Annotated in this window: 15 protein-coding genes; 9 read left to right on the top strand and 6 right to left on the bottom strand. The window is 48.8% G+C overall.

The window, feature by feature from the left end:
* Window positions 1-47 precede the first annotated feature (47 nt).
* Window positions 48-866 carry a phosphate ABC transporter substrate-binding protein gene (locus tag ACYP03_RS03520; protein ID WP_248142408.1) on the bottom strand — a complete coding sequence of 273 codons (819 nt, stop codon included), beginning with the start codon at window positions 864-866 and terminating at the stop codon, window positions 48-50.
* A gap of 68 nt (window positions 867-934) precedes the next feature.
* The gene (locus tag ACYP03_RS03515) at window positions 935-1,822 is read right to left on the bottom strand and encodes a GGDEF domain-containing protein (protein WP_330959984.1); all 888 of its coding nucleotides are present in this window, start codon (window positions 1,820-1,822) and stop codon (window positions 935-937) included.
* A 289-nt stretch (window positions 1,823-2,111) separates the two neighbouring features.
* On the opposite strand from ACYP03_RS03515, the gene ACYP03_RS03510 reads away from it, so the two are divergent.
* The 8 genes from ACYP03_RS03510 (at window position 2,112) to ACYP03_RS03475 (ending at window position 14,407) form a co-directional block, all read left to right on the top strand.
* Window positions 2,112-3,752, top strand: coding sequence for an ATPase RavA domain-containing protein (locus ACYP03_RS03510; protein WP_459778514.1), 1,641 nt, complete (start codon window positions 2,112-2,114; stop codon window positions 3,750-3,752).
* A gap of 10 nt (window positions 3,753-3,762) precedes the next feature.
* Window positions 3,763-5,217, top strand: coding sequence for an ATPase RavA stimulator ViaA (gene viaA / locus ACYP03_RS03505; protein WP_459778512.1), 1,455 nt, complete (start codon window positions 3,763-3,765; stop codon window positions 5,215-5,217).
* Window positions 5,218-5,410: 193 nt separating this feature from the next.
* On the top strand, window positions 5,411-6,808 hold the full coding sequence (locus tag ACYP03_RS03500) for an NfeD family protein (protein ID WP_459778511.1): 1,398 nt from the start codon (window positions 5,411-5,413) through the stop codon (window positions 6,806-6,808).
* A gap of 3 nt (window positions 6,809-6,811) precedes the next feature.
* Window positions 6,812-7,576, top strand: coding sequence for a slipin family protein (locus tag ACYP03_RS03495; RefSeq protein WP_248142403.1), 765 nt, complete (start codon window positions 6,812-6,814; stop codon window positions 7,574-7,576).
* Between the two features lie 237 nt (window positions 7,577-7,813).
* Window positions 7,814-8,296, top strand: coding sequence for a DUF3015 family protein (locus tag ACYP03_RS03490; protein WP_248142402.1), 483 nt, complete (start codon window positions 7,814-7,816; stop codon window positions 8,294-8,296).
* 199 nt (window positions 8,297-8,495) lie between these two features.
* Window positions 8,496-10,343: an Lnb N-terminal periplasmic domain-containing protein gene (locus ACYP03_RS03485; RefSeq protein ID WP_248142401.1), complete on the top strand. Its 1,848-nt coding sequence runs from the start codon at window positions 8,496-8,498 to the stop codon at window positions 10,341-10,343.
* A 260-nt stretch (window positions 10,344-10,603) separates the two neighbouring features.
* Entirely contained in the window at window positions 10,604-11,575 is a 972-nt protein-coding gene (locus ACYP03_RS03480; RefSeq protein WP_248142400.1) for a calcium/sodium antiporter, read from the top strand.
* Between the two features lie 291 nt (window positions 11,576-11,866).
* Window positions 11,867-14,407, top strand: coding sequence for an Ig-like domain-containing protein (locus ACYP03_RS03475; protein ID WP_459778509.1), 2,541 nt, complete (start codon window positions 11,867-11,869; stop codon window positions 14,405-14,407).
* Between the two features lie 78 nt (window positions 14,408-14,485).
* Here the strand turns inward: ACYP03_RS03475 and ACYP03_RS03470 are convergent, their stop codons facing one another.
* Window positions 14,486-15,421 carry a universal stress protein gene (locus ACYP03_RS03470; protein ID WP_248142398.1) on the bottom strand — a complete coding sequence of 312 codons (936 nt, stop codon included), beginning with the start codon at window positions 15,419-15,421 and terminating at the stop codon, window positions 14,486-14,488.
* A gap of 213 nt (window positions 15,422-15,634) precedes the next feature.
* Here ACYP03_RS03470 and ACYP03_RS03465 point away from each other — a divergent pair, with 213 nt between their 5' ends.
* Window positions 15,635-15,835 (top strand): hypothetical protein, encoded by a 201-nt coding sequence (locus ACYP03_RS03465; protein ID WP_459778508.1) that lies wholly within the window; start codon window positions 15,635-15,637, stop codon window positions 15,833-15,835.
* A gap of 16 nt (window positions 15,836-15,851) precedes the next feature.
* Here ACYP03_RS03465 and ACYP03_RS03460 read toward each other — a convergent pair whose 3' ends face one another.
* The 3 genes from ACYP03_RS03460 to ACYP03_RS03450 form a co-directional block, all read right to left on the bottom strand.
* Window positions 15,852-16,811 (bottom strand): YeiH family protein, encoded by a 960-nt coding sequence (locus ACYP03_RS03460; RefSeq protein ID WP_459778507.1) that lies wholly within the window; start codon window positions 16,809-16,811, stop codon window positions 15,852-15,854.
* Between the two features lie 134 nt (window positions 16,812-16,945).
* Window positions 16,946-17,269 carry a YdbL family probable chaperone protein gene (locus ACYP03_RS03455; RefSeq protein ID WP_248142395.1) on the bottom strand — a complete coding sequence of 108 codons (324 nt, stop codon included), beginning with the start codon at window positions 17,267-17,269 and terminating at the stop codon, window positions 16,946-16,948.
* 18 nt (window positions 17,270-17,287) lie between these two features.
* On the bottom strand, window positions 17,288-17,503 hold the full coding sequence (locus ACYP03_RS03450) for a YnbE family lipoprotein (protein ID WP_459778506.1): 216 nt from the start codon (window positions 17,501-17,503) through the stop codon (window positions 17,288-17,290).
* Window positions 17,504-17,524 lie beyond the last annotated feature (21 nt).

Here is a 17,524-nt window from a genome sequence, read left to right as displayed (position 1 = left end):
AAATCATCGTCTTGCCTGAGTGTTGTCAGGCAAGACGGTGAAAGGAATCAGTGATTCACTGGAATATAGCCGCGCTCATGCAGCAGCGTCTGACCTTCTTTGGACAGGATGTAATCCAGGAAACTACGGCCTTCAGAGGTTAACTTTGCGTCTTTATAGAGCATGATAAAAGGGCGTGAAATTTGATATTCCCCTGATTCAAGGTGCGTCAGTGTTGGTGTGACCCCTTCAAAAGACAGCGCCTTGACTGAATCATCCACCGAACCCAGCGAGAGGTAACCGAGTGCGTGGCGGTTACGTGCAATCAGGCTTTTCACCATGCCGTTCGTGTTAACGACCAGCGCTTTGGCATTGATGTCCGAAACACTTTTATCGCCGATGTTGCGGGTCAGTCCCATGAAATCTTCAAAGGAAAATCGTGAACCGGAAGCATTTTCCCGGCTGACAACTGCGATAGGCAGATCCGATCCGCCGACATCTTTCCAGTTCGTGATTTTGCCTTGGTAAATCGCGATGACCTGCGCTTTCGTCAGGGTATTCACCGGATTGTCTTTGTTGACCACCAGCGCAATGCCGTCATGCGCGATAATGGTGCTTTCAACATCAGGACGAATTTCATCATCTTTCAGAAAACGTGAACTCATGCCGAGTTCAGACGCGTTTTGTTTTACCGCGGTAATCCCAGCTGAAGATCCGGTTCCCTGAACGGCGATCAGGGTATCCGGATGTTGCGCCTGGTAGGTTTCTGCCAGGACTTCAAGGATATGGCTGACTGAAGTAGAACCAGAGACCGTGACCGTTTTGGCTTGGGCCTGCAGTGGAATCAGGGTAATAAAGGCCAGCAAAGCGGCCAGACGATACAGCATTTCGTGTCTCCGTAAAACTCGGGCGGTAAAGCCGCTATGGTATGACGAAGTTATGACAGAAATGTGAATCAAAAACTGCGCGATTTCTGCTCTTTGTCTTCGTACATCGCATGATCGGCTTTTGCCAGCAGCATATCCGGATCACTGAGGTTGCCTGGATGGTAGGGGGTGAGCCCGACACTGATACCTAGTTTGAACGTTTCTCTCAGATTCAGCGTCTGCTCATCAATCAGTTCCAGCCATTCCTGGCTTTGGGCTTGATCGGCGCTGGGAAGCAAAACAACAAATTCATCCCCGCCAATGCGGTAAATCTGGCTGCCGGTCGGCGAGTGTCTGAAAAGAATGTTTGCGATTTCGATCAGAACCAGATCGCCCTGATGGTGACCAAGGCGATCGTTGACTTGTTTGAAATTATCGATATCGATATAGGCCATGATGCCGCGATGCAGATGAATCGCCATGTGGTCAAAGCGTCTGAAAAGCGAACGGCGGTTTTGAAGTCCGGTCAGGTCGTCTTGCAGGGCCTGACGGCTCAGCTCCAGTTCCAGTTCTCTCGATTTTGCGACCTGTTCTTTTAGCCGAACAATCAACTCACGCCGTTGATGAAGAATTTTGATAAAACAAAAACACAGCAAAAAGACGCCGATGTTTGAGAAGACATTGTCTGCGCGAATGAGCAGCCAGTGTGTCGCTAACTCGGGGATCTCATCCAGCAGATCTGCAATCACACCCAACCCGTAGGTACAGGCAGACACAAGCAGTAAAAACTTCATTTCTTTGCTTGCGACTTCTCTGACCAAAAGAATGATGAGTGCCAGTGTCAGGCTGGAAGTGACGGCTTCCAGGTTACCCTTCATCGGGATAAAGGTCGTCGCCAGAACCCCTAAACACACAATTATTGTCAGCCCGGTAGGCAATTGAGAGATTTTCTTCATAATTGAGTAAAATGTTAACACGATGTCCTTGTCACGGGTAGCTCTATAGAAGCACTTTTGTGAGACGATCACCACATCCTGTTTTACGTGTGAAATCCATTACAAAATGTGATCTTGTACTAGTGAGTTAAACGTCATTAATGAAATCATTGATTACTGAGCGCTGGGTCGCGAAATAGTTTGATATATCTGTTTTGTAACAAAATATGTAGTTTAACAAGCTTGTAACAATGTGTTTTTTACAGCTATTCTCAGGCTAGAGCAGGTTAAACCGGACACAGCACTTACAAGCATCGAGGAACAGACATTTATGCTATCAATGGCGGCCAACTCCTTCCCAAACAAAGCGCTGCTTGCTGAGCGGGTAGATAAACTGATTCATGCGCTGTCGAACGGCGTTTATGAAAGAGAGCATACCATGCGTCTCTGTCTGCTATCCGCGCTGGCAGGGGAAAGTGTGTTTTTACTTGGCCCCCCCGGCATTGCCAAAAGTCTGATTGCAAAACGTCTGATTGAAGCTTTTGATGGCAGCCGATTTTTTGATTACCTGATGACACGGTTTTCAACGCCTGAAGAAGTGTTTGGGCCTTTGTCTATTCAAGAGCTGAAAGATCACGGTAAATATGTGCGGCTTGTTGATGGTTACCTGCCTACAGCTGAAGTTGTTTTTCTGGATGAGATCTGGAAAGCAGGTCCGGCAATTCTGAATACCCTCCTCACCGTCGTCAACGAGCGCACCTTCAAAAATGGTCAGGAGACACTCAAGGTCCCGATGCGTTTGCTGATTACAGCGTCCAATGAATTACCGGATGAAGACAGTGGACTGGAAGCGCTGTACGACCGGATGCTGGTCAGGGTCTTCGTCAACCGGATTCAGGAAAAACAGAACTTTAAAGCGATGCTGATGGGCGAAGGCCCTGAAATGGCAGCAATACCGGAAGCTTTGAAAATCAAAGCCGATGAGTATCAGCAATGGCAGACGCTGATTGATCATGTGTCTCTGGAAGAAGAAATTTTTGAGACCATTTATCAGCTAAAAAGAGTCATTGAAGAGAAAGTTGAAACCGGCGAAAGCAATGAACTCTATATTTCTGACCGCCGCTGGAAAAAGTCGTTACGGTTGCTCAAAGCCAGTGCATTTTTTAATGGCAGGGACAGCATTAATCCTCTGGATTTGCTCTTGTTGCAAGAATGCCTCTGGCACAGCCCTGAATCACGTCAGGACATTCGCGATATTCTGCGTGATTTTGCGTCCAATACGGTATTCGGACAGCAAGCCGCAACACAACAGGCGGATACAGCACAGCATCAGATTGAAGAGGTCCATCAGGAAGTCGCCAGCAAGCTCTGCATGACTTTCGGGCATGACACCCTGATGGGGAAAGAAAGATATAAGTACGATTTCTCCGGCGCCAAACGGTATACGGTCAACAATAACTCCCGGATGATCAAACTGGTCATGTTGCAGCACAACCCGTCTGTTTCCGAACAGGAAACCGGCGACAGTCGCTGGGTGTATGTTGATGGTGATGAATTTGAGAAAAAGATCAAAACAGGTCATTGCGATATCTATGGCTTTGTAAACAAGAATACGCACCTGTGCCGTTTGCACTTCGAGATTGATGCCAGCGACCGTCTGGTGATTAAAGATATTGCCAGCCGGAATGTGCTGGTCGGCATTGCCGGTGACTACGGTGTCAGCCAGGAACAATTGGCAGGCTGGCAGCAAAAAGTTCAGCAGGCCACCGACGCGATTCATGAAGCTGCGCATTTACTGAAGCTGGCCCGCAGCCGTTTTCACGGTGCATTACCGCATAACTTTGTTGATCCTGAATTTCCGGTGCTGATTGAGCAGAGCCTGACAACAGCCAGTGAGGAAATCGATACGATTCAGCGTCATCTGGACAAAAGTGCGATGCGTCTGACCCGTCTGACGGAATATTTCGCTTAAGGGGGCTCAGATGCCAGTTACGGAAGGGATCAATCTTGCCATGATGCTGTCTGAGTCCGGCATCATTGAAAATGCAGTGAATGAGCTGATGACACGTCCACAGCTGATGATGGCTGCAGATACGAGTCCGGGTATGAAATCTGCCATGAAGTTGCAGATTCAGAAATGGCGGGGTTATGTGCAGCATCGGATTGCCAAAGTCGATGTTGCTGAACGCTTTAGTCAGGAACTGGCTCTGTATCAGAAAGTGAGGCAATGGTCGTCTGATACCTTTGTTGAAAACGCTGAACAGGTGGTCAAAGAACTGGAAGAAACCTCGGGTTTCTATTTCAAGGCCCGCAAGCTTTTGGAGCATGAACAAAAAAAGCATAACCCCATGTTCCACAGCTATTTTTGCCATCAATGGCATGAACATTTGCAGGAAGCACTGAAAGCAGCGCAAGAGTCTGAACTGGAACACCACAAAGATGAGTTGCTGAAGGATCTGTATCAGCGCATCGAAACCATGCAGCAGATGGAAAAAGTGGATGAAGCCGGGGACGAAAAACGAGCCGGCCGGTTGTGGGATATGGCAAAAGCAAAACTGACCCGCACCGATGTTGAACGTTTAAAATCCATTACGAAATTCTTACAAAAAAGCAGTGAGTTACAGGAGATCGCGGACTCGCTTGGCCGGATGGCTAATGAAGTTGACGACCCCAATCAGGCTCGTGTGCAGAGTGAAGAGCTGAAAATGGTTGAGGAGAAGAGTGACAGCGTCACGGATGATATCGTCGGGGTTCATCCCAGCGATGATCTGGCCCGGCTCTTACCGAATGAAGCTATGTTTCTGGCATATCCGGAACTGGAAGTGGTGTTTTATAAGCATCTGGTCGATAAACGTCTGATGAATTACCGGATGCAGGGAGCACAACGTAAATTACGGAAAGTGAAGGCCTATAAAACGCAAAGTAAGCAAGTTGAGCAGGATAAGGGACCTTTTATTGTCTGTATTGATGCCTCGGGTTCCATGTCGGGTTACCCTGAACAGTGTGCGAAAGCCTTAGCCTACGGCCTGATGCAAATTGCGCTGGCCGATGAACGCGACTGTTACGTGATGCTGTTCTCCACGCAGCACATTACCTATGAGCTGACCAAGCAGGATGGTTTAAGTGAAGTCCTGAATTTTCTCTCGTATTCTTTCCACGGGGGAACCGATCTGGCGCCGGTACTGGCACAGTCGATTGAACTCATGAACAGTGAGAAGTACAAAAACGCGGATTTGATCGTTTTATCTGACTTTATTGCTCCGTCACAAACGCCGGAAATGCAGGAGAATATTGCCCGGCTGAAAGCGCAAAAAAACCGTTTTCATGCGGTTTGCCTGTCACGTTACGGCAACCCGGCGCTGATGGAGATGTTCGACACGCATTGGTCACATCATCCCTCGGCTTTTGAGCGGTTATTCTCACGTCAGGCATCCTGAGAACTTCCCGGAAATCTTTGTTCAAATCTCCTCTCCAGACTGCTGATGCAGGGCTGGACCACCAGCCCTGTGTCGTATTCAATACAGCAGTGTTTTTCTGTGCGCTATGCTTAAGGTGAAGAATTTCCTGATGTAAACCGCAGCGGGTTTTTCCATCTGTCTCAGTCAGGTACGCCAATGGGGAGCATGCGCCATGAAGCTGTTTTCCGTCTTTGTCTTTGTGCTGACGATGTTCTGTACATTCAGCTCAAGGGCTGATGATGTCTGGGTAGTGAATATCCAGGGTGGGATTGGTCCCGCTGTCAGTGATTTTGTCTCCAGAGAAATTGAAAGCGCACAAGAGAAACAGGCTAAACTGGTGATCCTGAAAATGGATACACCGGGCGGGCTGGATACCTCTATGCGTGAAATCATTCGCGCCATCACTACTTCTTCCGTGCCAGTCGCGACCTGGGTCGGTCCGGCAGGCTCAAGAGCCGCCAGTGCCGGAACCTATATTCTGTTTGCCAGCCATATCGCGGCTATGGCTCCCGGTACTAATCTCGGGGCGGCTACACCTGTATCTCTGACAGGCGGACCGGCTGGCGGAAAAAAAGATAATCCATTCGGCGGAAATGAAGATCCGGTGCCTGCAGCGAAAGATGAGTCGTCCGCGACGAGCTCAGAGAAAGGTTCTGCTTCTGATGAGGAAGTGAAGGCAGAGACCGCGATGGAGAAGAAAGTCATCAATGACGCTGCCGCATATATCACCAGCCTTGCAAAACTCCACGGGCGAAATGAAGTCTGGGCGCAGAAAGCTGTCCGTGAGGCTGCCAGTCTGGATGCGGAAGAAGCTTTGAAAGAGAACGTCATCGATTTTCTGGCCACTGATCTCGACGATTTGATTCGTCAGTCTGACGGGCGCAGCGTCCTCATCAACGGTATTCAGCAAACCCTCAGTTTGCAGAACGTTGCTTACGTGGAACGGGAGCAGGACTGGCGATTTAAACTGCTGGCTGTGATTACGAATCCGAACGTGGCTTATATTCTGATGCTCATCGGGATCTATGGCTTATTACTGGAGTTTTATAACCCGGGTGTCGGTCTGCCCGGCGTGCTGGGCGGAATCTGCCTGTTACTGGCAATGTACTCGCTACAGTTGTTACCGGTCAGTTACGCCGGGCTTGGATTGATCATTCTGGGGATCGTTCTGATGGTTGCAGAAGCGTTCAGTCCCAGCTTCGGGATCCTCGGCTTTGGCGGTATTGCTTCTTTCGTCATTGGTTCAGTGATGCTGATGGATACGCAGGAGCCCGGTTATCAGATAGCTTTGCCATTGATCATCGGGCTGACCGTCACCTCTGCTTTATTTACTTTTGTGATTCTGGCGTTGTTGCTGAAAACCCGTCGTAAACCGGTCACAACGGGGGCAGAGATGCTCGCCAATGATGAAGGGAAAGTCGTGAGCGGATTTCCCGGAGAAGGGCGGGTTCTGGTTGAAGGTGAAATCTGGCAGGCGAGATGCGATACGGCGCTTCGTATCGGTCAGTCAATTGTTGTCAAACGTGTGGACGGGCTTTGTTTGCATGTCGAAGCCAAAGAGAAGGAATAAATTATGATTACTTACTCCCTGGCAACCATTATTGTGTTTGTTATCGCGCTGATTATCAGCATGTTCAGAGTGCTGCGCGAATATGAACGTGCAGTTGTTTTTCTGTTGGGCCGGTTTTATGAAGTGAAAGGGCCGGGTCTGATCATTATTATCCCGATTATTCAGCAAATGGTTCGGGTCGATTTGCGTACGATTGTATTAGATGTTCCGACCCAGGATTTAATTACGCGTGATAACGTGTCAGTAAAAGTGAATGCTGTGGTGTATTTCCGGGTGATTGATCCCAAAATGGCAATTAATAATGTAGAAAATTATCTTGAAGCCACCAGTCAGCTCTCCCAGACGACACTGCGATCTGTATTAGGGCAGCATGAACTTGATGAATTGCTCTCAGCTCGTGATGAGCTGAATAAAGATTTGCAGGGCATTCTCGATATGCATACCGATAATTGGGGAATCAAAGTCGCGAACGTTGAGATTAAACATGTGGATTTGGATGACAGTATGGTTCGTGCGCTCGCTCGCCAGGCTGAGGCAGAGCGTTCCCGTCGTGCAAAAGTTATTCACGCAACCGGTGAACTTGAAGCGTCTAAAAAGCTGATGGAAGCGGCTGAAGTGCTGAATAAAGCACCGAATGCCGTTCAACTGCGTTATTTACAGACATTGACTGAAATTGCCAATGACAGAACGACGACGATTGTTTTTCCACTGCCGATTGATTTGATCGATAAAATGAGTACATGGATGGGGAATAAAGATAAAGGCTGATTTGAAGGGAATGGATGCAATCAACTATTCAGGAATTATGCCAGAAATAAATGAATGGATGAAAATGTTACACTTTTTTCAGTTTAATTCGCTGTTTTCTGGGGTTGAGCTAAAAAGTACTGAATTAACGGATTCATGCATTGATAAAAATTGAAATTAGACTTCAGGTTGTTATGATTTGCGACGCATAGAGTTAATGCAACAATATTGTATTAAAATAAAGCGTAAGGAATAACAATGAAAAAAGTAATTGCAGCGGCAGTACTCGCAGGTTTGATGCCACTTTCTCAAGCTATGGCAGACCAGGATATTGGTTGTGGTCTGGGTTCCATGGTATTTGCCGGTAAAGAAGGCAAAGTATTTAAAGTTCTGGGTGCTACAACCAACGGTACTTCTGGTAACCAGACTTTCGGTATCACTTTCGGTACTCTGGGCTGTGAAGGCGACGGTGTAATCAGCTCTAAAGAGAAGCTGGCAATGTTCATCGACGGCAACATGGACAACCTGGCTCGTGACATCGCTCGCGGCGAAGGTGAGACTCTGGCAACTCTGACTGATGTTTGGGGCATGAGCGACGAAGCAAAAGCTGAATTCAATACTCAGGCTCGTAACAACTATGCAGCTATCTTTGCATCAGAGAACGTAACTTCTGCAGACGTTCTGGCAAACCTGAACACTATGGTTGCTGATCAAAATACGCTGGCGGCATACGCACTGTAATTTGAATTACTTTCGTGATCTGCCTGGATGCAGCGCCTCAGGGCGCTGTATCTTTTTCAATCTCTTTTCAGGAAATATACCCGTCCGAATACGTGTTGGTGCGATTGCCTCATGAATCAGCTGACCAATGCGAGATTCCAATTGGTATAAAGCATGGAAGTACGTTTGTTTGTATCCATCTGACCCCCATCGATTTCACATGAAGACCTGGTTAACTCTGCTTCCTCTCACCCTATTCAGCAGTTCTGCACTGGCATTCTCTTCGCAGGACATACAGCAGCTGTCTGACTCGAAATACTGGCATACGCTGGGTCATTATCAGCCGGGTATAACAGGCTCTTACAAGAGTCTGGTCGACTCCCGGACGTTTTTTATCAGTGAGCAGGGTAAATCTGCCCCTTTTGCTGAGCTGAACGCGACAGTGAATGCTTTTGAAAAGGAAGCGGGCGCATTTACCGGCGAACCAGCCGATGACAGTTACAGTTGCCGCTATCCGGCGCGTTTTCACTGGCTGAAAGAAAAATTACAGGCAGACTGGCCACAGCCGGTTTGTCCTCAGCAAGAACTTTGGAAACAGGCACTGAACCCGAAAGGTTTAACCCTGGTGTTTCCGACGGCATTCATGAACAGCCCATCTTCAATGTTCGGACATACATTACTGCGGGTTGATGCCAAAGATCAGAACCGGCATCGTGAGCTGGTTGCATTTGCGGTGAACTTTGCGGCTACCCCTGAATCAGATGACAACGCATTCCTGTATGCGGTGAAGGGGCTGATTGGTGAGTATCCGGGTAACTTCACCGTCATGCCTTATTACCGAAAAGTCCGTGAATATAATGACTTAGAATCCCGGGATATTTGGGAGTACTCCATTGATTTCAACGAGCAGGAAGTTCAGCAGGTGTTGCGTCATCTCTGGGAAATGAATGGTGTCGAGTTTGATTACTACTTTATCGATGAAAATTGCTCTTATCAGTTGCTGGCATTACTGGAAGCGGGCAGGGAAGATCTGGATCTGACTTCCGGTTTTGACTTGCAGGCCATTCCGTCTGATACCGTTAAAATACTCAGGGATAAAGGACTGATTCAGGCGCCGGAGTACCGGGCTTCGTTCGGAACAAAGCTGATGTATTATGCGGAACAGTTGTCTGATGAACAGCTTCAGTCTGCACGGAATGCAATGAATGGACAGTATCCGACTGACGGTACGCCGTCCGAGCGAGCGGCAACGCTGGAGATGGCCTATGAGTGGCTGAACTTCGAGTTTTATGATCAGGCATTGCCCCGTGAAACCTATGCTCCGAAGCTGCAGAAGCTGTTACTGGCGCGAAGCCAGCTGGATACTCCGTCTCCGTTCTCAGAGCCACCAAGACCGGCGATGTCACCTGATGAGGGACATCACTCTTCTCGTTTGGGGCTTGGATATCGTTACAGCAAGCATCAGGATGATCAGGCGCTGCTGGAGTGGCGTGTGGCTTATCATGACTTGCTGGATAATGCGGGTGGTTACATTCCGGGTGCTCAGATCAGCTTCTTTGATCTTCAGCTCGGTGTGGATCAGCAAGGTGGTCTCGATCTGAATCAGCTATATCTGGTGGATGCGATGTCTCTGGCACCGGATTACAGAGTGTTCGATTCACTGTCCTGGAATATCCGGGCCGGTTATGACAGGCAGCCGGATGAAAACGGTCAGACTGGCCGGTACTTCATGCAGGGTGGCTATGGTAAATCCTGGGGAGATGCGAATTCTCTGCACGCCTATACCTTGATGTCATCTGAGCTGAATTATTTTGATGCACAGGGAGAAAACCTCAACCTGGGATTTGGAGCTGAGGCTGGGATGGTCTGGCAGGCAAGTGAAGCACATAAGCTGGCCTTGTCGGCACAAGGGCTTTATCAATGGGATGCCATGCGCTGGCGAACCGATGTAAAAGCAAGCTGGCACTGGGCGCTGACACAACACCTCGGTCTGAGAACACAGGTGCAGTATCAGCAATGGCAGCGAGATGATTTGTCATCTTCTGTTCGTTTGTACGCTTATTTCTGATTGTGACAGGCGGGTTATTGAAGTCTCTTCAGGTGTCTGAAGGGACTTCTGATCAGGTCTGTTTCTTCCGCTACCACAAAGGAATGGATACCGGAAAATAAGATGTAAGATTTCGTTGTATGAAGAATAATTTTGCTACCACTCAACAGGTAAAACCTATATCCTTGGCGCCCCAACGCTGATGTTTATCGAACGTTCGACCTTTTCAAAATGCCACATTTTTTGAACGTTATTTTGTTAAACATTGGGATGTACTACTTATGATGATTGCATCATTAGCCATATTGCTGGGATTTGCGTTGCTAGTCTGGAGCGCAGATCGGTTTGTTGACGGTGCGGCAGCCAGTGCTGGCCATGTGGGGATGCCCCCCTTATTAATCGGCATGGTAATTGTGGGGTTCGGTACCTCCGCGCCTGAAATGGTGGTGTCAGCCATGGCCTCACTTGACGGAAACCCTGAGCTGGCGCTGGGCAATGCCCTGGGGTCCAACATTATCAATATTGGCTTAATTCTGGGCATTACAGCGATCATCGCGCCGATTGCGGTTCAGTCAAACATCCTCCGAAAAGAGTTACCATTACTAATTTTGATTGGTCTGTTGGCTGGCGGGTTATTGTGGGACGGACAGCTGACACGCATCGAAGCCATTGTGCTGTTGTCCGGCTTTTTCATTCTGATTGGCTGGTCAATCTATTCCGGTCTGAGGAATAAAGGGGATGCACTGGCCACAGAAACAGAAAATGAGCTGCAGAATCAGGACATGCCGTTGAAGAAGGCACTGATTTGGCTGGTTGTTGGTCTGGTTCTTCTGGTGGTCAGTTCCCGGATTCTGGTCTGGGGTGCAGTGACTATCGCACAGTCTCTGGGCGTCAGTGATCTGATCATCGGCCTGACAATTGTCGCATTGGGGACCTCTCTGCCGGAGCTGGCAGCATCCGTTGCAGCGGCGCGGAAAGGGGAACATGACATCGCGATCGGAAACGTGGTCGGCTCAAATATGTTCAATATACTGGCAGTGATCGGGATTGCCGGAGTGATCTCGCCGATGACCAGTATCGGAGTCGAAGTCTTTGCCCGTGACTGGCTGGTGATGATGGCGCTGACAGTCGCACTGGTATTGATGTGTTTGGGTATCCGTGGTCCGGGTCGTATCAACCGGTTTGAAGGGTTTCTCCTGCTGGTTGCGATATTTGCTTATAACTTATTTTTAATCAGTACGATTGCTGCTTAAATATTTTTTGAATTGAAACAGGATGGTCAGACTGACCATCCTGATGATTTCCTGCCAATTTATCTTGTCCATTTCCTACTTTAAATCGTGATCTTAATTCCTGATGCATTGTCGGTAGACGATCAGTTTTCGCTTAAAACTGAGAGCTGACTGAGGAATAGTTAAATATAAATTTGTCTTATTTATCATAATGCAGAAAGTCGTCCATTATGACTACGGATAATTTGCTCATCAAATGAAGCAAATATCTTTTTTGGGAATATTTCCGTTTGAGAGAATAGGACGTTCATTATGCGTAAAACCCTTATTCATACAGCTGTTGTGGTTGGGCTCGGAAGCCCGTTGTCCGCATTTGCTGTGGATTGTACCTCTTTAACATTATGGGCCAGTGATACGGCATATAACGGTGGTGCTCAGGTGCAGCACATGGAGAATGCTTATCAGGCCAATTGGTGGAATCAGGGTAAGGATCCTGTCCAGTATTCGGATCCTTATGAAGAATGGTCGCTGATTGGTGCCTGTGATGCAGCCGGAGGAAATCAGCCTCCAACAGTGGCGATCACATCTCCCCTGAACAATGCTCAGTTCGGGGTGAATCAGACGATCACGCTGACCGCAGATGCATCAGACTCTGATGGCCAGGTAACCGATGTTACTTTCCAGGTTGATGGCAGTGTCGTCGGGATTGATGATACAGCGCCTTACTCCGTTTCTTGGAATACGGTTGAAGGCAACCATACGGTGACGGCTGTGGTCACTGATAATCAGGGAGCCAGCCGGACAGATGCCGTGTCTGTCATTGTCAAGGCGGAAGGGAACAATCAGCCGCCAAGTGTGGCACTGACAAATCCGACAGCGTCATCGCAGATTGCAGAAAGTGACGTGGTCACGCTAAGTGCAAATGCAACCGATCAGGATGGTACCGTCACTGCGGTTGAGTTTTATGTGGATGACCAGCTGGTGGGTTCAGCAAATGCAGCACCTTTTCAGGTGAACTGGACAGCAACTGCCGGTACCCATGAATTCAAGTCCAAAGCCATCGATGATGCAGGAGCGGTCACCTGGAGCGCTGTGGTGACCGTGGCTGTTTCCGGTGCTTCGTCCGGTGGATGTGCCGGGGTACCAGTCTATAAAGCAGGGACCAGCTATCAGGCTGGCGATATCGTTCAGAACGTTAATTACAAATACCGCTGTGATGTTGCCGGCTGGTGTTCATCTGACTCTGCATGGGCCTATGAGCCGGGCACTGGTTTGTATTGGTCTGATGCCTGGACAGCGCAGGGGATATGTGCAGTTGTGCCAACAGTGACATTTACGGCTCCGGCTGACAATGCAACTGTCCTTCAGGGTGACGTTGTCACTCTATCGGTGGATGCCACCGATGCTGATGGTTCAGTGACCCAAGTTGAGTTCTTCGCTGGCGGTCAGAGTCTGGGCGCAGACATTTCAGCACCATTTGAAATGTCGTGGACAGCGGTCGGTGCAGGTGCGGTCAATCTTTCTGCTATCGCCACAGATAATGAGGGGAATACAGGTCACGCAGGTGTGCTGGTCAATGTCAGTGATGCGCCTTTGGTGGTCACGCTGACGTCTCCGGCATCCGGAACATCTGTTGGTTTAGGCAAATCAGTCGCGGTTTCAGCCGATGCTGCGTCGCTGAACAGTACGGTCAGTCAGGTCGATTTTCTGGTGAACGGTACCGTCATTGCCACTGATATGACGTTACCTTACAGCACCAACTGGACGCCGGGTGCAGTGGGGAATTATACCGTGTCCGCCAAAGTAACCGATGCGAGCGGATTGAGTGTGATTTCTTCGGCTGCCACAGTGAAAGTTTTGTCACAATCGGTGAAGAAACATAAGCTGATTGGTTACTGGCACAATTTTGTGAATGGCGCGGGATGTCCGATAAACCTGAGCGATATGTCAGATGCCTGGGATGTCATTGACATTGCCTTTGCCGAGAATGATCGTGGCAGTAACGGAACAGTGCATTTCAATTTGTACAGTGGTGATATTCACAGCAGTTGTCCGGCACTTGATCCGCAAAAGTTTAAGCAGGATATGGCCGCGTTGCAGGCGCAAGGGAAAAAGTTTGTGCTGTCTCTGGGGGGGGCAGAAGGAACGATCACGCTCAATACCGATGCCGACGAAGCCCACTTCGTTTCAAGTCTGACGGCGATTATCAACGAATGGGGATTTGACGGACTGGATATTGATCTGGAAAGCGGTTCGAACATGGTTCACGGTTCTCAGATTCAGGCGCGATTGCCTCGTGCCCTGAAGCAGATTGAAGCCAATATTGGCGGAGATATGTATCTGACCATGGCGCCGGAGCATCCTTATGTTCAGGGCGGTATGGTGGCCTACTCAGGGATTTGGGGCGCTTATATTCCGCTCATTAACGAGCTGCGCGGAACCTTGGATTTGCTGCACGTGCAGTTGTATAACAACGGCGGTTTGCCAAATCCCTACACCACAGGGGCAGCACCAGAAGGCTCGGTGGATATGATGGTGGCTCAGTCGAAGATGCTGATTGAAGGTTTTACGCTGGCAAATGGGGAGCAGTTTGCACCACTGCGCGATGATCAGGTTGCAATTGGTCTGCCATCAGGCCCGAGTTCAGCTAACTCCGGTCAGGCACCGAAGCAGAATATTCTGAATGCGCTGGATTGTCTGACGGCCGGAACTCACTGTGGTTCTGTTGTCCCGACCTTCAATTACCCGAACTATGGCGGTGTGATGACCTGGTCAATTAACTGGGACAAGCACGATGGGTACAATTTCTCTGGTCCCGTCGGGGCTAAACTGGATGCCATGAACGCTCAGTAAGACAATGTTGAAACAATCATAAGCGGGCTGTAGAGCAGCCCGTTTTTTTTCATTCTGCTATCTGCCGGATAAGCTGAGTTAATAGGCTTTAATGTCGGTGACAAATCCTTTGGGTTTCAGTGCCAGAATTGAACACCGGGTGTTTTGTACAATGTCTTCTGCAGTATTGCCCATGATAAATCCGGGAATCCCTGTTCTTGCCACAGTCCCCATCACCAGCAATTCAATTTGTTCCTGTTCAATCATGTCCGGAATACATTGCTGTGGCATCCCTTTGAGATGGCATACTTTCATCGGCCCATGGATTCCTGAGAGCGCAACCAGTGCATTGAATTTCTCAAGGTGCTTTGCTTCTGTTCGCTGAATGGAATGTTCGAGTTCAGATTCAGGGACGTGGATAAACGGGTTACTGGAAATCTCTTCGTACGGAAAATCCCAGCAGGAAATGACAATCAGACTTCCGTCACAGTCATTTGCCAGGTCACGAGCCGTTTGAAGCAGTGCCACGTCGAGATCTGTTTCTGCCTGACTGTCGCTGTCGGCATCAATCGCAACAGCGACATGGACCTGATGTTGCGGGTGAGTTATAGGACGGCAAAGCCAGACCGGGCAGGGACACTGACGCAGAAGCTCCATATCCAGTGCTTTCAGGCCACTGTCTGGCTGCATGCGTGCTGCGGTTTTAATCACCAGATCGAAATCGTCGCGCAGGACACTCTGAATAATCAGGGTGGCCGGTATTTTGCTGCTTTGGGCAACGATTGCAGGCATGATGCTTTGTTGCGGGGTGGATAATCTGGTCCTGGCTTGTTTCACGAAATTTTTGGTTTTTTCGATGAGTGCTTGTTCCCAGTTTGCCTGATAGCTTTCCAGTGTTTCCGGTAAGTCCGGGTAAATGATGAATATGGTCAGCTTCCCCTGAAAGGCATCAGCCAGACTGAGCGCCTGTTGAAGGCCCTGTGTTTCATCCTGAATGCCATCGCTGATGTAAAGAATGTTTTCAAATCGCCGCATGACAGAACGCTCCTCAGACAGTGAATCAGCTCCTTTTATCCTAGACGAAAGTCTGAAGTTATCGGGTCAGCACGTCGAGACGGTTTAATTGAAATAAGAAAACTGCCTTAACTACTTTTGGTTATAACAAATCCTGCTTTCTTAGTGTGAAAGGGTATTTTCCCGCTGGAGTACACATCAACAATAATGTGTTGATGTAATAAGGCAATTGAAGTGACGCAGATGGATAAGAAAGTGAAATGGGTGGTGGCTGTACTAGTGCTGACGGTGGGATCGCTGATGACGTCAGGGATATGGAGTGCATTGCTGAGTCTGACCGCTTTTTCACTGCTTTTTACTCTGGTTGCCAGAAACGCATGGCGTAAGGACAACCAGAGTCAGGACAGCACCCCGCAACCTTTTGATCTCGATTGACTGCTGGTGATCTTGATTAACTACCGGCAAAGCCAGACAGTATTGCCAGCAGTGATCCGCTCCCTATCGTGAACCAGAGCAGAACACCAAGCACGAGTGGTTTCGCTCCTGCAGCGCGCAGTTTCTGCACCGTAATTCCCGCCCCGATCAAAAACAGACAAACCACAAGCACACGCTTGGAAAGTGAAAAGATTGCCTGGTACAGTTCACTGAATTGCGGCAGCCAGTGTGCGAACAAGATGGCAACACAGTAGTACAGGATAAACATGGGGACTGAGATTTTCTTTTCGTTTCCCCGAAATAATAAAGCGCTCAGAAAAGCCAAAGGAATAATCCACAGAGCCCGGGCGAGTTTGAGTGTGGTTGCGGTGATCAACGCTTCATCGCCGTAGGCGCCCGCCGCCCCGACAACAGAGGATGTATCATGAATGGCAATGGCGGCCCACATTCCGAATTCATGCTGAGACATATTCAGCAAATGACCGATGGTCGGGAAGATAAACAGGGCAACTGAATTGAGAATAAACACCGTGGCCAATGCGAGTGATGTCTGGTGACTGTTCGCCTGAATGGCAGGGGAGACCGCTGCAATAGCACTGCCGCCACAGATAGCGGTTCCAGAAGCAATCAGGTGCCCTGTTTTCCTGTCCAGTCTGAACAGGCGGGTCAGTAACGCCCCCATAAGCAATGTGAGCACAATTGAAGCCAGAATTAACCCAAGGCCGGACCGGCTGGCTTCAATGGCAACATCCAGCTGAATCCCGAATCCCAGACCAATAATTGCAGCAGAAAGAAGTTTCTTGGTGAGAGACGCAACCGGAATATCCGTTGGCACAAAACCTAAGGTTGCGAGCGAAAATCCAAGGATCAGTGCAACCGGTGAATTGATGACGGGCATCAGACAAACCAGCGCACACAGCCAGAATATCGGATGACGGGTGATCTGTTGTTTAATGAGAGCGGGTTGGAACAACATGTTTAAACAGCACACGAATAAGGGTGGCTGGAGTATACCTTGTTCTGACGCTGAAATTCACTGTAAGATCTGAGTGTTGAAAGGTTGACTGCAAAAAAATTGGTTCCACCGAAACTTGTCGGTGTCGCCGGGGACTATTTTTTCACCCAGAGTCCGCTGGCGTTCTGGTAGAAATGTCCCGGCTCGGTTCTGTCGATTGCTTTCTTATAGGCGAGTCGCGTGACTTCAGACAGCGTCAGACCGTGAGATACGGCAATACGCTGATAACTCTCTTTCCGTTCTTTGTTGACTTCCAGGATCAGTTGGCGAATCTCTGTGGTGGGTGACAGTGTCACGGCTGCAACGTATCCGGTATTGGCTTCACCGACGAGTCCCTGCGCTTTGGCTTGCTGTAAATCAATGGCAAGCACATTGGCGCAAAAGAAAAGAATGGCAAAATAAGTCAGCATACGTTTCATGACTGGCTCCCCGCCTTGTCAGAAGACTTCGTCATCACTGAATAGGTCATCAATTTCCTTATCAACTTTAATGCGAATTTCATGCTCTATTTTGACATTCAGATTCACTTCAATCGGCTTATCCGATGCAGCAACCTGAACCGTTGGTGTACAACCAGTTACCCCGAAAGCTGAGAGGACGAGTATTGCTGCCAAACAGCCTGTCATGCAGTAATACTTTAACTGAATATCCATGGGCTTCGACCTTTTCAAGTC

The organism is Photobacterium sp. R1 (assembly GCF_054600795.1).
Note: the sequence above shows the minus strand (reverse complement) of the source record. Positions and strands in the feature narration are given on the sequence as shown.

Coding starts and splice junctions, on each gene's coding strand:
- ACYP03_RS03470 (WP_248142398.1), bottom strand. CDS start 15,421: ATGCGGCGATTTGAAAACATTCTTTACATCAGCGATGGCATTCAGGAT.
- ACYP03_RS03455 (WP_248142395.1), bottom strand. CDS start 17,269: ATGAAACGTATGCTGACTTATTTTGCCATTCTTTTCTTTTGCGCCAAT.
- ACYP03_RS03460 (WP_459778507.1), bottom strand. CDS start 16,811: ATGTTGTTCCAACCCGCTCTCATTAAACAACAGATCACCCGTCATCCG.
- viaA (WP_459778512.1), top strand. CDS start 3,763: ATGCCAGTTACGGAAGGGATCAATCTTGCCATGATGCTGTCTGAGTCC.
- ACYP03_RS03475 (WP_459778509.1), top strand. CDS start 11,867: ATGCGTAAAACCCTTATTCATACAGCTGTTGTGGTTGGGCTCGGAAGC.
- ACYP03_RS03510 (WP_459778514.1), top strand. CDS start 2,112: ATGCTATCAATGGCGGCCAACTCCTTCCCAAACAAAGCGCTGCTTGCT.
- ACYP03_RS03485 (WP_248142401.1), top strand. CDS start 8,496: ATGAAGACCTGGTTAACTCTGCTTCCTCTCACCCTATTCAGCAGTTCT.
- ACYP03_RS03450 (WP_459778506.1), bottom strand. CDS start 17,503: ATGGATATTCAGTTAAAGTATTACTGCATGACAGGCTGTTTGGCAGCA.
- ACYP03_RS03480 (WP_248142400.1), top strand. CDS start 10,604: ATGATGATTGCATCATTAGCCATATTGCTGGGATTTGCGTTGCTAGTC.
- ACYP03_RS03490 (WP_248142402.1), top strand. CDS start 7,814: ATGAAAAAAGTAATTGCAGCGGCAGTACTCGCAGGTTTGATGCCACTT.
- ACYP03_RS03495 (WP_248142403.1), top strand. CDS start 6,812: ATGATTACTTACTCCCTGGCAACCATTATTGTGTTTGTTATCGCGCTG.
- ACYP03_RS03520 (WP_248142408.1), bottom strand. CDS start 866: ATGCTGTATCGTCTGGCCGCTTTGCTGGCCTTTATTACCCTGATTCCA.
- ACYP03_RS03500 (WP_459778511.1), top strand. CDS start 5,411: ATGAAGCTGTTTTCCGTCTTTGTCTTTGTGCTGACGATGTTCTGTACA.